The following is a 13,992-nucleotide window of genomic DNA, read 5'->3' on the forward strand; positions in this document are numbered from 1 at the left end:
TGATGCCCAGCTATCCTTTCCCGCCTCATTTCCCGCAAGAGGTGTCATGAAGCACCGCTGGGACAGCATCGCCGGAAAATCGTCATGAAACCCACGCCCGCACCAGTGCTGTCCGATGCTGGAGCCAACGCGCACAGTGTCAACACCGCCGTCGATGAATTCGTCAACGTCCTGGGGAGCGGCGCAGTGGCAACCGACAGTGAGGACATCGCGGCGCGCGTCGGCGTCCACGCGATCCCGACAGATCGCCTTCGTTACATTGCTGCACTCATTGCGCCGTCATCGGTAGCGCAGGTCCAGGCTGTCGTTTCCATCGCCAACCGCTATCGCGTCCCACTATGGCTGTACACAGGCCATCGCCATCACGGCCAAGGCGCATCGGTTCCACGCGTTCCCGGCTTCGTGATCGTGGACCTGCGGCGCATGAACCGTGTACTCGAGATCAACGAGAAGTGTGCTTACGCGGTAGTGGAACCCGGGGTCAGCTTCTTCGACTTGTACGAGCACCTGCGCGCCGGCGGCCATGAATTGATGATGCCCGTGCCCGACCTTGCCTGCGACAGCGTTGTCGACTATGTGCTCGATGGCGGCCACGCGCTGCAATCCTGCGGCATGGAAATGGTGCTCGCCAATGGCAGTCTGGTGCGTACCGGCATGGGTGCCCTGTCGACAAGCCGCGCCTGGCACACCTGTGGCCAAGGACTTGGTCTCACGCTTGATGGATTGCTGCTGCAGTCGGATCTCGGTATCGTCACGCGCATGGGCGTATGGCTGAAACCGCGCCCCGAGCGCTACCTGTCCTGCAATATCGTCTGCCGCCACGATCGAGACCTGCAGTCTCTCGTTGATATGATCAGGCCCTTCCTGATGGACGGCACCATTTCCAATCATCCGGTACTGTCCAACCTGGTTGGGACGGCTGCGCGGATTGCCGGCCGACAGGAATGGTATCCCTCCACCGGAGTGATCCCCGAAGAAACACTCGAACGTATTGCCGACGAAACGGGCCTTGGGCGCTGGAACCTGCGCTTCGCGCTTTACGGCCGGCACGATGTCGTAGAGGCCCAGTTGGCCACTCTCGCGGCAGCATTCGGCGGCATCGCCCAGGCAGTTTTCAGCTATCGGGAATACGACGGCAACGCGCCGGAGGAAGCGATTCTTGCGGCCGACAAGTCGCAGGCAGGTATTCCGGAACCGGGCGCGGATCAGATCGCCCGTTGGGCGGGTAGCACCACCGGTGACTATCTCACGTTATCTTCAGTGGCGCGGCTCGACGCGACCGATGTCGAAGCGCATTACCGACTCGTGCGCGCGGGCTTGGAACAGCACGGATTCGATCACCAGTGCATGTTCGTCCTTTCGTCCCGCAGTGCTTTGCAAATATGCTGCATTTCGTTTGACAGGACTGTCTCTGCGCAGGTACGCGCAGCGCATGCCGCCTTCGATGCGGTGCTGGCGCAAGCTGCCGAGGCAGGATTCGGGCCCCACGGCCCGCATACCCACCCCGAGGATGGGGCGGTGGCACACTTCAGTTTCAATGACCATGCGCTGCAGCGCATGCAACGATCGATCAAGGAGCTCATCGACCCGAACGGCATCCTTGCTTCCCGCACCCAATGGCTATGACGACGCGTCGCACCCGTGCCTTCGTCGAGCCCACAGCCACGAAAAAAAGGACGGGATGATATCACCCCGTCCAAAAAGCGCCGGGAGACACGGCGTCAGTGAGAGCTTGCAGAATGGCGGCGGCACCGCGTACCAGGGCGCGCGCAAGCGGTTGCGTCGGCGATCCCCTCGTTGCAAGCTTCGATAATTGAAAGTGCCTTAACCGGCGGTTTCACGGATGAGACGCTCGATGATCCGGCGTGCGCGGTTGGGCCCGACGTCGACGTGGATATCGATTTGCGGCGCGTGCTGGAACTGCAGCATGTTGCGGTACTGGGCTTCGATAACGACCTTGTCTTCCTCGAAGGTGAGTGCCGACTGCTCGTAGACCGTATCCATCATGTCCGGCATGTCGGGGTGCCGGTTGGCAGCCACCGTCCAGAAGTAGTGTGTCGAGACATCAGTCTCCGGCGTCACGCCGTGAAAGCCACGCATATGGAAACCGCCGCGTCCGGCATCGCGCATCGATCCCGCACCGGCGTCGTTGGCCCCTGTCCAGATACGAAGATGGCTGAGATCGAATTCGATCTCTTGCCAGCGGTCGATCAAGCCATCGAAACGCCACGCCGCAGTATAAGTGGGCGGGGGCTCCGACGACGGCATGTACCGCAGCACGCGCACGACGTTGCCCTGCTCCTCGACCTTTGTTTCGGCGTGCATATGTATTTTTGCGTTGCCGCCGATCGTACGCAGATGAACATAGCCGAGATGGCTGAGGTCCAGCAGGTTGTCGTGGATGAGCTGATAAGGCGCGTCGTAATGGTAGACATCGCCACGATAGCGATAACGCGGGTCGTCATGGACGGCATATTCGGGCGCGTCACAGTCCGGCTGACCGCCAGGCTCGGACGGCATCCAGATCCAGACGATCTGATTGCGCACCGAGACTGTGTACGGCCTCACGCATGCCCTGGCCGGTATTTTTTCCTGGCCAGGGATTTCAAGGCACAAGCCGGACGGCGCGTACAACAAGCCGTGATATCCGCAACGAAGTCCGCGTTCTTCCAGCGTTCCGGAAGAGAGTGGCAGTGACCGGTGACAGCATCGGTCTTCAAGCGCGGCGATGGTTCCTTCGCCGGTTCGAAACAATACAACGGGTTGATTCAGGAATGTGCGTGCAATCGGGCGTTCCTGAAACTCCCATTCAAAACCTGCAACGTACCACTGGTTCAGTGCAAACATAGGATACCTGCAATATGTAGTCGGCAATACGTCAACGATATGCCCACATCCTGCAGAGTGCACCTTCCGAAAGATAGCTGGCCACACCAGATTACGGCGGCTTCGCTGCCGCTGAAGGCGGCAAGCGCCATCAGCTTCATGGATCATGCAGTGCAGCGTGTTTACCGGTTGATCAGGCCCAACTGGTACGCGCGCTCCACGACCTGCGCGCGGCGCCGTACGCCGACCTTGTCGTAGATCTGCTGCACATACCATTTAACGGACCCTTCCGTCATGCCCAGCTTGTCGCCAATTTCGCGGTTGAGCAAACCCGTCCCCATCAGCCTGAGTATCTCGAGTTCGCGTGCGCCCAGCGCGCCATACACACCCGTGCCTGATTCCGGAGGCAGCTCCACGCGGATGGTCGGACGGTTGCTGCGCTGCGCAAACGCCTGCAGCAGCTCGGCCGCAAATGCATCGCGCGGCAAGTCGACTGGCCCCGGTGCGCCAACGGAATCCTCGAGCAAGGTCTCGATCCAGGCGCCTTCGTCGAGAAACGTTCTCACGAAACGGCCGCTGGCGCCAATGGCGATCCCGCGACGCAGGGCCCGCTGTGCGGCCAGCCGCTCACCCGACAGCATGAAGCCATGAGCAAGGATGATATCCCAGCGAATCTGGTTACGGATCGCGCCGGCGGCTTGCACGAAACCATGCCACTGCTTCGCTACCGACATTGAATCGGCGATACGGTTTTCGGCCAGCGCCAGCCGCACCCAGGCAAGTGCCCGCGCTTCATCACGCGTCGTGACGCTCCCCCCCGGCATGAACTGCTTTGCAACGCCGACGATACCCTGGTTCCGGCACGCGCGCGCCGCTTCATCGATCTGCCCGTCTCCCAGCAACATCTTGATGTGGCCTGCCGTGATCCAGAACCGTATGCGATCGAAGCCATGCTCGCGCGCAAACGTGGTTGCCGTATCGACGACCCTGTAGGCTTCCGTAATCTTGCCGTCCAAGCGCAGAAGCTTCATCTGCGTCAGCCATGCCGCGATCATCTGGTCGATGAAACCATGCGCGCTCACATGCGCCAGATGCGCATCGAGCAATTCGCGTGCACGATCGAGTTCGTTGCGTTCGTAGTAGATCTCACTCAGCGGCAACGCCACGAGAGCCGCAACCATTGATCCGGGCTCGGTCAGGGTTTCCGCTGTCTCCAGAGCGTCCGACAGGCTGTGAATAGCCACTTCGGTGCGGCCCATCATGAAATGCGATGGTCCGACGATCGCCTCATGAAAAATGGATGTCAATCCCTTGCCGGGACGATGGTAGTGGGAACGGCCCAGCCGGCTCAGGAGATCGATATCCTGCAGCTTGTACTGTTCGCGCTGGGCATACAGCAGCGATGTGTAGAAGCTGCCCCGTACGTGCAGGTTGGCGCGCTCGTAATCCCGAATCAGGACATGCGCAAGCTCCTCGGTACGTGGCATGTCGTCACTGCAGCAGGCGATCATCATCTCGCCATGCACCAGCAATCCCTGCATCTCCGCGATGTCCTCGGACCGGTCCGGGTTTTCCGATGCCATCTGCCGCAGACGCTTGCGCGACAGTTCGACCAGCTCGCGCGAACCGTCGAATTGCCAGAACACGTCGCGTCGCCACGCTTCAATCAGCATGATGCGAGGAAAACACGTCTTGATCTCTTCAGGTAATTGCGCAGCGAGGGTAATGATTTCCACGGATGCGGAAGTCCCGAACTCGCGATTGCACCAATCGTCAAGAATCTGTGCTGCGCGCATGAGATCGCCCAGCGCAACTGCGTGGTCGAATGCATCCACGTAGTGCCGGTGCGCGAGAAGCCAGGCACATGCGCGCTCGTGCAAATCGCGTGTCAGCGCTTCTTGTTCGTCGTGCAGTTGACGTTGCAGGAACTCGGCGAACAAAGGATGGAAGGCGAACCATGTCTGTCCTTCGTCCAGCGGCCGGATGAAGCACCCGGCTGCTTCACATTCGGCGAGCAGCGCGCGGCTGTCAGCGCGGCCGGTAACCGCCTCGCACAACGCCGGGCTGAAGCGCGCCAGTATGGAAATCTGCAGCAGGAAGTCGCGCTTCCCGGTGTCGCCACCGACAGGCATCACCTCTTCCTCGAAGAACTCGGCGAATCGACGGTTCGCACCGGAAAAATAACCCAGCAGGCGGGAGGCGTCTCCCTCGTTGCGCAGCATTTGCTGGAGCAGGACGAGGCCGCCAGCCCAGCCGGCACAACGCCTGGCCAGGACCTCCAGCGCGCCACCCGTCGCGGGCCTGTCGCTGCCCTCCCCCAACACTGCCAATGCCTCGTCCGGTGCCATGCTCAGGTCATGCATTCCCAGCTCGACCAACAATTTGCTTTGGCGTAGCCGCGCCAACGGCAGCATGAGCTGCACGCGCGTCGCGATAAGCACATGCAGACCGGCCGGCAGACGCTTCGCCAGCAGTTCAAGCAGCTGCAATGCCTCGGACCCCGACAGCACCTGGGCGTCGTCGAGAAACAGGTGCACGTCCCTGCCCGCGCTCTCGACCAGAACGGTCAAATGCGCCAGCATCGATTCAATATTGAATACCTTCCCCGGCGCTGCCCCAGGCGGCGCTCCGCAAGCGCTGGCGATCGCGGACGCCATGCAAATGTACAGGTGCGTCAGGTCGCGATGGGTGTCGTTCAGGGTTATCCAGGCCGTAGCCCCATGCTCAGCCAGAATGCCGTGGAAGTGTAGCAGCACCGTGGTTTTGCCGAAGCCGGCGGGTGCACGTACCATCGTGACGGGCGCGTGCGTGAGCTCTGGCAGGCCGATATGCAATGTGGAACGTGCAATTGCGCTACGGTGCAGGGCCGGAGGCTGCCAACGGCGCGCTTCGGGCTGGGAGGATTGCTGGGGCGCCGCGCCCTGGACGGAATGCGCCGCAGCGTATTGAACAGCTGGCATGATTGTCTCCTGTACGGGATCCGATGGTCCCGTCGTTGTTTACGTCCGGCGCATCGGGGCGCGGATCGAGGTCAACTATAACTCAGTGTTCAGCCCCCGCGGTGGAGCATGCAATGCCACGATGCCGTTCGCCGGATCGCCGTGTGCCGGATAGCGCTGCATGACGACAGGATCGTGGCCCGGAACGAAATGGTCAGGGCTGTCGCATAGCCCCAGCAGGCGGCGGTAACCAGCCAGCATGTCCCCGACATCGTGCACGATGGGAAACGGCGATTCATTGCAGACGTTGTCATAGTAGTGGCTCGCATCCGATGCCAGTACCACCCAGCCACGCGCCGTATGCACCCGCACCGCCTGCAGCCCCCGCGTATGACCGCCCACGTGCAGCAACTCGATACCAGGTGCATAGACAGCATCGCCCATGTAGAACACGACCCGGTCGCCATACAGTCCCTCGACGATATGAGTGACATCATCGACCGCATAGGCATGCCGCAGCAGCTGGAACTGCATGTGCCGGCTGACCGCATATTGCAGCTCGGCTTCCTGCAGGTGAATGCGGGCATTCGGAAGCAGGTCGACGTTTCCCGCATGGTCGTAATGCAGATGGGTCAGGATAACGTCGCTCACCTGGCCGGGCGAAATATCCAGGGCCGCCAGCCCGGCAATGGGACAACGCAGGAACTCGCGCTGACGGTGTTCGGCTGCCTGGCGGTTGAATCCGGTGTCGACGAGACAGCAACGGCCCTGCCCCCGGATCACCCAGACAAAATAGTCCATGGGCATGGGGCCGTCGTGTGGATCGGCCTGCATGAAATTCTGGTTGCGGCGCCTGGCCACAGTGGCGTAGCGCAGTGCGTAGACCTCGTATTCAGGCAGGCTGGCGGAATGCAGTGTCATCATGTTGGCTTCGTTACCGGCGGACGCGTGGCGCCGCCCGCACGCTTATTCAGTGTAGGTCTTGATGGCTTCACTCGCCACGCGGAAGGACTCTAGTGCCGCCGGCACGCCGCAATAGATCGCGGTCTGCATCAGCACGGCCTGGATTTCAGTCTTGCTCACACCATTGCGCAGTGCACCCTGCACGTGGACTTTCAACTCGTGCGAACGGTTCAGCGCGGTCAGCATGGCGATGTTCAGCAGGCTGCGGGTCTGACGCGGCAGGTCTTCGTTGCCCCATACCTCGCCCCAGCAATAGGTCGTCACGAGCTCCTGGATCGGCTTGTTGAAGTCATCTGCAGCGGCGAGTGAGCGCTCGACGTGCGCGGCGCCGAGGACAGCCTTGCGGATCGCCAGGCCTTGTTCGAGTTTAGGATTCGTCATCATCATTCCTTGGAAGTTTTTTCGGTACTGTTACCGATCTGTACGCCGGCCCACTGCTCCACTACCTTTGCAATGCAGGTGAAATCGGATTGGGGGCCGAAGGTGGCATTGGTCACCGCCAGCATCTGGCGCACGGCGCTGCCGACGATCATCGGCACTCCGAGGGCTTCGGCCTCCTCCACGCAGAGGCGCGCATCTTTATAGGACAGCCCGGTGGCGAAGCCGAAATCGAACGTGCGCGGAATCACCGCACGGGGGAACTTGTCCACGCTTGCGCTGTTACGACCGCTACTGGCATTGATTACATCGATCATGACGGTCGGGTCCAGACCCGCCTTTACCCCCATCGCCAGTGCTTCCGAAGTCACTGCGAGCGCGGCGGCCGACATCAGGTTGTTGGCCAGCTTGAGGGTCTGCCCCAGGCCCGCCTTGTCACCGCAGAAGAACAGCTTGCCCAGATGAGCGAGGACGGGCTGCAGTTCGTCGTAGACGGCACGCGGTCCGGAAACCATCAGCGCCAGGCTGCCCTTGACCGCGCTGGCGACGCCGCCGCTGACAGGCGCGTCCATGGCAGTGATGCCTGACTCGGCCAATCTTGCCGCGATCTGCACGGCGGCCTTGGGACCAGTGGTCGACAGGTCAACCAGGATCCGTGCCTTGCCGCCATGGATCAGCCCTTCTGGACCGAAGGCTACCTCCTGGACGACATCCGGGGTGGGCAGGCTGACCAGTATGATTTCCGCCTGGGCACCCACCTCCGCCGCCGTTTCGACACTGCGCGCGCCACGTTCGACCAGCGCAGCAACCGCCCTTGCGGACGGATCGCACACGACGAGCGGGTAGCCGGCTGCAGCCAGGCGCGTGGCCATCGGCCCGCCCATGTTGCCAAGGCCAATAAAGCCGATTGTTGGTTCAGACATTTGCTTCCTTTCTTCTAAAAAATTTCGTCGGTGCCAGCGGCCAGCTCATCGAGAAGATTGCGCACGTTGGCGACCTCGTCCGCATCAATGGCATGGGGCCGTCCGGGATAGACGCGCTCCGCGACCCTCCCACCCATCGCGCGGAAGACATCTGCGCTGGCGCGCGTCCGTGCCAGCGGCACCCAAGGGTCGACGTCGCCATTGGTCATCAACACGGGCGTGCCTGCCAGGCTGTCCGCCAAGGTCGGCCATGTCGTGCCTTCCGGGCCGATCAGCCCACCAGTCAGGGCCACCAGGCCGCCCCACCGGCCGGGGTGCCGGTACAGATACTCGCAAGCAAGGCAGGCGCCTTGCGAAAAGCCGAGCAGGACGATCTGCGCACGCTCGAGCCCGGCTGCTTCCAGCTGGTACACCTGCTCGTCCAGCGTGGCGAGGGCAGCATCCAGCTGGGGCTGATTCAGTTCGCGTGGTGCCATGAACCTCTCGGGATACCATGCGTCCCCCGGCGCCCTGGGGGTGGCGTAGCGCAATGATGGCCTGTTCAGGCGTACCAGCAAGTCATCGATGAACGCCGGCGGCTGGCCCCGGCCGTGCAGCGCAATGACCGCTGGCGGCCTGGGCAGCGATCGGCTCTGTTCTGCAGCCGCCATGGTCAGAATTTCAGTGGTTCCAGATAGCCTGTCATCGCCGCTGCCTGCGCAGCGAAGATGGGCGGCACCTGCAGTGTCTTGCCCAAGTTTTCGTAGCTCTCGTCGACCAGGAAACCTTCCGGCTTCGACACCGTGGCCTCGAACATGGCGCCGCCCGGCGTGCGCACGTAGATGGAATCGAAGTAGCCACGATCCTTGCGATCGGACACATCGGTCAACCCCAGTCCTTCCAGGTGGAATTTCACGTCCTTCTGCACCGTCAGGTCGCTGACCTTGAAGGCGCAATGGTGCACCGTTCCTTCGCCGTACAGCCAGGAGCCCTGCGGAAGGTTTGGCTCGACCTCGAAATCGATGATGGTGCCGCTGCCGCCCTCGCCGACTTCATAGCGCACGAAGTCGCCGTCATGGCGACGATTCTTGCCGCTCCAGCCCAGTTGCATGAATTCGTCCGAGTTGTCCATCTGCTGCACGGAGACCGTGATGCCATGCGTGCCACGGATGCCGAATTCCGATGGGATCACGCCATTCGAGTAAGGCAGGCGGTCGTCGTCGTCGATGCCGACCAGTTCGTATTCGATGCCGCAAGGATGAGCGAAACGCAGCAGCTGTTCGCCAAACCGTTCGGTCTGCGTCACGTGGAAGCCCTGTTCGCCCAGGTGGCTTCTCCAGAACGCCAGGGAGGACTGCGGCACCGACAGTGCCAGTGTCTTGATCTGGCCGCTGCCACGGGTAGCCTTGCGGCCGGACTGACGCATGGGGAAACAGGTCACGAGCGTACTCTCGTCTCCCAGGTCGTTGCCGTAGTAGAGGTGATAAATCGGCGTACTGCCGTCATACAGGCCGGTTTTCTTGACACTCTTCAGGCCAAGGACCTTTGTATGAAAGTCATAGTCTTCCTGGGCACCACCCACGTTCAGGGTGATATGGTGGTGCTTGAGGATATGCGGGTTGAGTTGCATGTCTGTCTCCTGTGAAATATGGGTACGTCAGACCGTTGCAGGTGAACGGCCGTGGAATGCGTTGTCCAGCAGGCGCCTGATGCCGGCTGCCTCGATGGGGCGTGGATTCCAATATGGCGCGGCCACGGCGAGCCTGACGGCGTCGTCCAGCCCGGCTTCAGGCATGCCCAGCTCCTTCAACCCGGCAGGTACTCCCAGCGAGCGCGCCAGCCGATAAAGACCATGGGCGGCGCTGTCGCTGCTCAGGGCACGTGCAATGCGCACCATGGCGTCCGGGGCATGCCCGGCGTTGTACGCGACGGCGTGTGGCAACAGCACGGCATGCGTCGGGGCGTGGGGCAGGTCGAAACTGCCGCCGAGGGTGTGGCACAACTTGTGGTGCACGGACATGCCGACAGCCCCCAGGCAAGTCCCGCAGGCCCAGGCGCCGAACAGCGCATCGGAGCGCGCGTCAATGTCGCCAGGATTGCTGACGATCCGCGGCAATGCCCGTGCCAGGGCCGTAATGCCCTGTTCCGCCAGCAGGGAGATGACAGGGTTGGCATCCCTTGCGTACAACGCCTCCACGGCATGGGCAATCGCGTTCATGCCCGAGGTGGCGGACAGCAACGGTGGCAACGTCAGCGTCAGGTCGACATCGTAGATAATTACTTCTGGCAACACATCCGGGGTGCGCTGGGTTGTCTTGACGCCGCTGTCCGTCTGCCCAAGGATCGGTGTCGCCTCGGAGCCTGCGTAGGTGGTGGGGATGGCAATTTGCGGCAGTCCCGTGCGCAACGCCAGCGCCTTCGCCAAACCGATCGCGGAGCCGCCGCCGAGCGCCACCAGACAGTCCGCCCCCGCAACCTTCAGCCGTTCGAGCGCACGCGCCGTTACCTCCACGGGCGTGTGCATGGCAGCTTGCGTGAACACAGCGACGCAAGTGCTGCCCAGCCGTTCCTTCAATGCATGCGCTGCTTCTTCCTGCTCCGGTGTCGACAACACCAGCGCCCTGCCACAACCGAGCGTGGCCAGTTCCTCGCCGGTTCTTGTGAGCGTGCCTGCGCCGAATATGACACGCACCGGCAATGCCGTATAAACAAACGCTTCCATCCTGTCTCATCCTCGCGCTGCCAAGGCAGCTGCAACGTTTTTCGGTGGAGACGATCATTACCGGCGATGGAAACTGGAACACCTGTCGAAAGATAGTTGGTTCACGCCGGCCGCGGCGCCTTCACCACGGCCGGTAAGGCACGTGATTTTCTGTAGCGCAACGGCGGTGTGCCATAGCGCTTGCTGAAGGCAGCGCGAAACGCCCGTTCAGATTGGTAGCCCGTTTGCTCGGCAATCTGCCCGACCGCCAACTTACCCGACAGCAGCAGCTCGGCGGCACGCTGCATGCGCCAGGAAACCAGATAGTCGCCAGGCGTGCAGCCCACCAGCCTGACGAAGCGCCGCACGAAAGCATGGCGCGACAGGCCGGCCTGCTGCGCCAGCGTTTCGGCAGTCCACGGTCCACCTGCATCGCGGTGAATTGCCTGCAGTACTTTGCCGATACGGGCGTCCGCCACGCCGCGCAGCCAGCCTACGGACTGTCCATCGGATGACAGTGCCTGGGCGCGGATGAAGCTCGACAGAATCAGTTCCGCAAGATGAGACGCCGTGGCCAGGTAGCCGGGGCTGCTGGCGGTTTGACGGGTCGCCAGGAAATTCAACAATGGCGGTAGCCATGGAAACAGGTCGCCAGCGCTCCCCTTGAGCATGACGACAGGCGGCAAGTCGCCCAGCAGCGGACTGCGACGCGAGTCAGTCAAGACATAGGCAGACGACAGCATGCGCCCGCGGGGCTCACCGGCGCCAAAATGCAGGCTGATCGGGGCTGTCCAGCGCGAGTGCGCACCAAACGGCGGCAGTCCCCGGGCGTCCCAGTGATCGGTCAGCGCGGTGCGGTTGGCATCGGGACTCGATGCCACAGCATAGCCAAGACCGTGCATGAGCAGCAGCGAATCACCTTCTCCCAGTAATACCGGCGGCCAGCCTTCCGGCATCACCCAGAAAGGCTGGTCGATGCAGCTCAGCACATAGGCATAGGTAGGCCCCTGTGCAGGCATCGAAAACCCCCAGCTTTCGCCGAGCGTGAAGATACCCATGGTGTGCGCCTCGATTTTCAACGACAGTAGTACTTCGCCGAACAGATCCACATTGCCTCCCGCATGAAAACAGCCGAAATTGCGCACATTTCGGCATGGAACCATCATGGTCGTCTCACTACACTTGCCTCGGCGGGGTACACCGCCCTGCACGACAACGAGGAGACCTGATATGTATGTCCGAAATTGCTGGTACGTCGCAGCCTGGAATCATGAAATCAAGGAGAATGCCCTGTTCTCCTGCATGATCATCAACCAGCCGCTGGTCATTTACCGGAAAGCCGACGGCGCACTGGCAGCCTTTGAAAACCGCTGCTGCCATCGCGGTGCGCCGCTCTCGATGGGGCGCCGCGAAGGTGACAATCTGCGCTGTCTGTACCACGGATTGAAATTCGCACCTGACGGGCGTTGCATCGAGATTCCTGGCCAGGACCGGATTCCGAACAATGCCTGCGTCAAGACTTTTCCCGTGATCGAAGCGCACAGCTGGATCTGGGTCTGGATGGGAGATCCGGCGCTGGCCGACCCCGACCTCATTCCCCGCGCGATGGCATTGGACACGCCGGGCTGGCAGTCGCGCTCAGGGCATATCGAGTACGAGACCTACTATCAGCTCATCAACGATAACCTGCTCGATTTTTCTCATCTGGGCTATGTTCACCCTACATCCTTTGCGACCAGCGAAGACTGGGCGTTCACGCGGCCCAAGATCACACGTGTGCCGCGCGGGCTGCGCATCGAGCGCTGGGTTACGGACCAGCCGTCCGCACACGGCGTGGACGCGCCGCGCGTGGATATCTGGAACCGCTACGACTTTCTCCTTCCCGGCATTATCGTCATGGACGCGCATGCGGTCGAAGCCGGTGGTGCGCAACGCAACGACATGGGTCCGCCGGATTTGACCAAGACACCGGCGCTGTTCACTCAGTACTCGTGCCAGGCAGTCACGCCTGTCTCCGACCACCGTAGCCGTTACAGCTACTCGGTCCTGATGCCGGACCATCTTGCCGGTAACGGTATGCTGGACGGATTCTGGGCCGGCACACTGGCAGCATTCGAAGAGGATCGTATCATCATCGAAGCACAGGCGAGCATCAACCGGCTCGATCCGGACCGTGCTCCAGTACCCACCAGTTTCGACGCCGCCCTGGGCCAATTCCGCTGGCTCATCGAAAAAATGGTGAAGGAAGAACAGTCCGTAAGCGCCGCGCCTGTCGTAGCTGCGTAGTACGATGAAGGGCGGCGTGCCGCCCTTCATCGATTCAGATGTCCAGCACCAGCAATGGCGACCTGGCGCGCGAGCAACACGGCGTGAACTGATTGTTGCCAGCCTTTTCCGCCTCCGTGAAATACATGTCCCGGTGATCGGGCACTCCTTCGAGCACCCTGGTGATACAGGTGCCGCAAATGCCCTGTTCGCACGAGATCGGAATCTCGATGCCGTGCGCCGCAAGCACTTCCGTTACCGTCCGCTGCGCAGGGATGGCGAAGCGCTCCCCGGTGCTGGCGATCTGTACCTCGAAGGCGTCGCTGGGTAATCCCTCCTGCAGCGCAGCGCCAAAATACTCCAGGTGGAGACGCTCCTCGGACCAACCAGCCGCCCTGGCACCGGCCATGACAAAGTCGATGAACCCTTTCGGCCCGCACACGTACAGGTGTGCTCCGGCTGGACTGGATGCGAGCACTGCCGGCAGATCCAGTTTCTGGTCCGGCGCCCCGGTGTCGAAGTGAAATTGCACTCGATCGGCAAATGCGGCCTTGCGGATTCGATCAAGGAAAGCAGTGCGCTCGGGCGAGCGTGTGCAATAGTGCATGCTGAACCCGGCGCCAGCAACAGCCAGTCGCTCCGCCATGCATAGTACCGGCGTCACGCCGATGCCACCTGCCAGCAGCAGTGCGTGAGCATGACCGTGTTCCAGTGCAAAGTGATTCTTCGGCGCGCTGATGCGCAGGGTATCGCCTTCCTTTACGCGGTCATGAACGGCGATCGACCCTCCCCGCGATGATGGATCGCGCAGCACGCCGATCAGATAGCGATGCGTCTCCGATGGATCATTGCACAGCGAATACTGGCGCACCAGTCCATCGGCGATGTGCACATCGATGTGCGAACCCGCACTGAATGGTGGCAGTGGTCTGCCATCGACACTGGCAAGTTCGACACTGACAATATCAATCGCCTCGATCGATTTCCTGGTCACGACAACCGTGATATGACTCATCAT

Annotated in this window: 12 protein-coding genes; 2 read left to right on the forward strand and 10 right to left on the reverse strand. The window is 61.7% G+C overall.

The window, feature by feature from the left end; translation table 11 throughout:
• Positions 1-84: 84 nt before the first annotated feature.
• Positions 85-1,626, forward strand: a complete 1,542-nt coding sequence (locus GJV26_RS02450; RefSeq protein ID WP_155707350.1) for an FAD-binding oxidoreductase — start codon at positions 85-87, stop codon at positions 1,624-1,626.
• A 198-nt stretch (positions 1,627-1,824) separates the two neighbouring features.
• On the opposite strand, the gene GJV26_RS02455 is transcribed toward GJV26_RS02450, so the two are convergent.
• The 9 genes from GJV26_RS02455 to GJV26_RS02495 all read right to left on the reverse strand — a co-directional run bounded on the left by GJV26_RS02455 (position 1,825) and on the right by GJV26_RS02495 (position 11,875).
• Positions 1,825-2,847: a Rieske 2Fe-2S domain-containing protein gene (locus tag GJV26_RS02455; protein ID WP_155707352.1), complete on the reverse strand. Its 1,023-nt coding sequence runs from the start codon at positions 2,845-2,847 to the stop codon at positions 1,825-1,827.
• A gap of 161 nt (positions 2,848-3,008) precedes the next feature.
• Positions 3,009-5,786 (reverse strand): winged helix-turn-helix domain-containing protein, encoded by a 2,778-nt coding sequence (locus GJV26_RS02460; protein ID WP_155707354.1) that lies wholly within the window; start codon positions 5,784-5,786, stop codon positions 3,009-3,011.
• Between the two features lie 75 nt (positions 5,787-5,861).
• Positions 5,862-6,689, reverse strand: coding sequence for an N-acyl homoserine lactonase family protein (locus tag GJV26_RS02465; RefSeq protein WP_229419148.1), 828 nt, complete (start codon positions 6,687-6,689; stop codon positions 5,862-5,864).
• Positions 6,690-6,731: 42 nt separating this feature from the next.
• On the reverse strand, positions 6,732-7,112 hold the full coding sequence (locus GJV26_RS02470; protein ID WP_216643191.1) for a carboxymuconolactone decarboxylase family protein: 381 nt from the start codon (positions 7,110-7,112) through the stop codon (positions 6,732-6,734).
• A complete protein-coding gene (locus GJV26_RS02475) occupies positions 7,112-8,029 on the reverse strand; it encodes an NAD(P)-dependent oxidoreductase (RefSeq protein ID WP_155707358.1) in 918 nt (305 codons plus the stop codon). The genes GJV26_RS02470 and GJV26_RS02475 overlap by 1 nt, the downstream gene beginning before the upstream one ends.
• Positions 8,030-8,043: 14 nt before the next feature.
• The gene (locus GJV26_RS02480) at positions 8,044-8,679 is read right to left on the reverse strand and encodes an alpha/beta hydrolase (protein WP_155707359.1); all 636 of its coding nucleotides are present in this window, start codon (positions 8,677-8,679) and stop codon (positions 8,044-8,046) included.
• Between the two features lie 2 nt (positions 8,680-8,681).
• Positions 8,682-9,638, reverse strand: a complete 957-nt coding sequence (locus tag GJV26_RS02485; RefSeq protein WP_155707361.1) for a VOC family protein — start codon at positions 9,636-9,638, stop codon at positions 8,682-8,684.
• Positions 9,639-9,665: 27 nt separating this feature from the next.
• Positions 9,666-10,700 carry a maleylacetate reductase gene (locus tag GJV26_RS02490; RefSeq protein ID WP_371866550.1) on the reverse strand — a complete coding sequence of 345 codons (1,035 nt, stop codon included), beginning with the start codon at positions 10,698-10,700 and terminating at the stop codon, positions 9,666-9,668.
• Between the two features lie 131 nt (positions 10,701-10,831).
• Positions 10,832-11,875 (reverse strand): AraC family transcriptional regulator, encoded by a 1,044-nt coding sequence (locus GJV26_RS02495; protein ID WP_155707365.1) that lies wholly within the window; start codon positions 11,873-11,875, stop codon positions 10,832-10,834.
• A 64-nt stretch (positions 11,876-11,939) separates the two neighbouring features.
• Here GJV26_RS02495 and GJV26_RS02500 point away from each other — a divergent pair, with 64 nt between their 5' ends.
• Positions 11,940-12,995 (forward strand): aromatic ring-hydroxylating dioxygenase subunit alpha, encoded by a 1,056-nt coding sequence (locus tag GJV26_RS02500; RefSeq protein ID WP_155707367.1) that lies wholly within the window; start codon positions 11,940-11,942, stop codon positions 12,993-12,995.
• Positions 12,996-13,029: 34 nt separating this feature from the next.
• On the opposite strand, the gene GJV26_RS02505 is transcribed toward GJV26_RS02500, so the two are convergent.
• Positions 13,030-13,989 (reverse strand): PDR/VanB family oxidoreductase, encoded by a 960-nt coding sequence (locus GJV26_RS02505; RefSeq protein ID WP_155712201.1) that lies wholly within the window; start codon positions 13,987-13,989, stop codon positions 13,030-13,032.
• Positions 13,990-13,992 lie beyond the last annotated feature (3 nt).

The organism is Pseudoduganella dura, from assembly GCF_009727155.1.
Lineage (GTDB): Bacteria > Pseudomonadota > Gammaproteobacteria > Burkholderiales > Burkholderiaceae_D > Rugamonas > Rugamonas dura.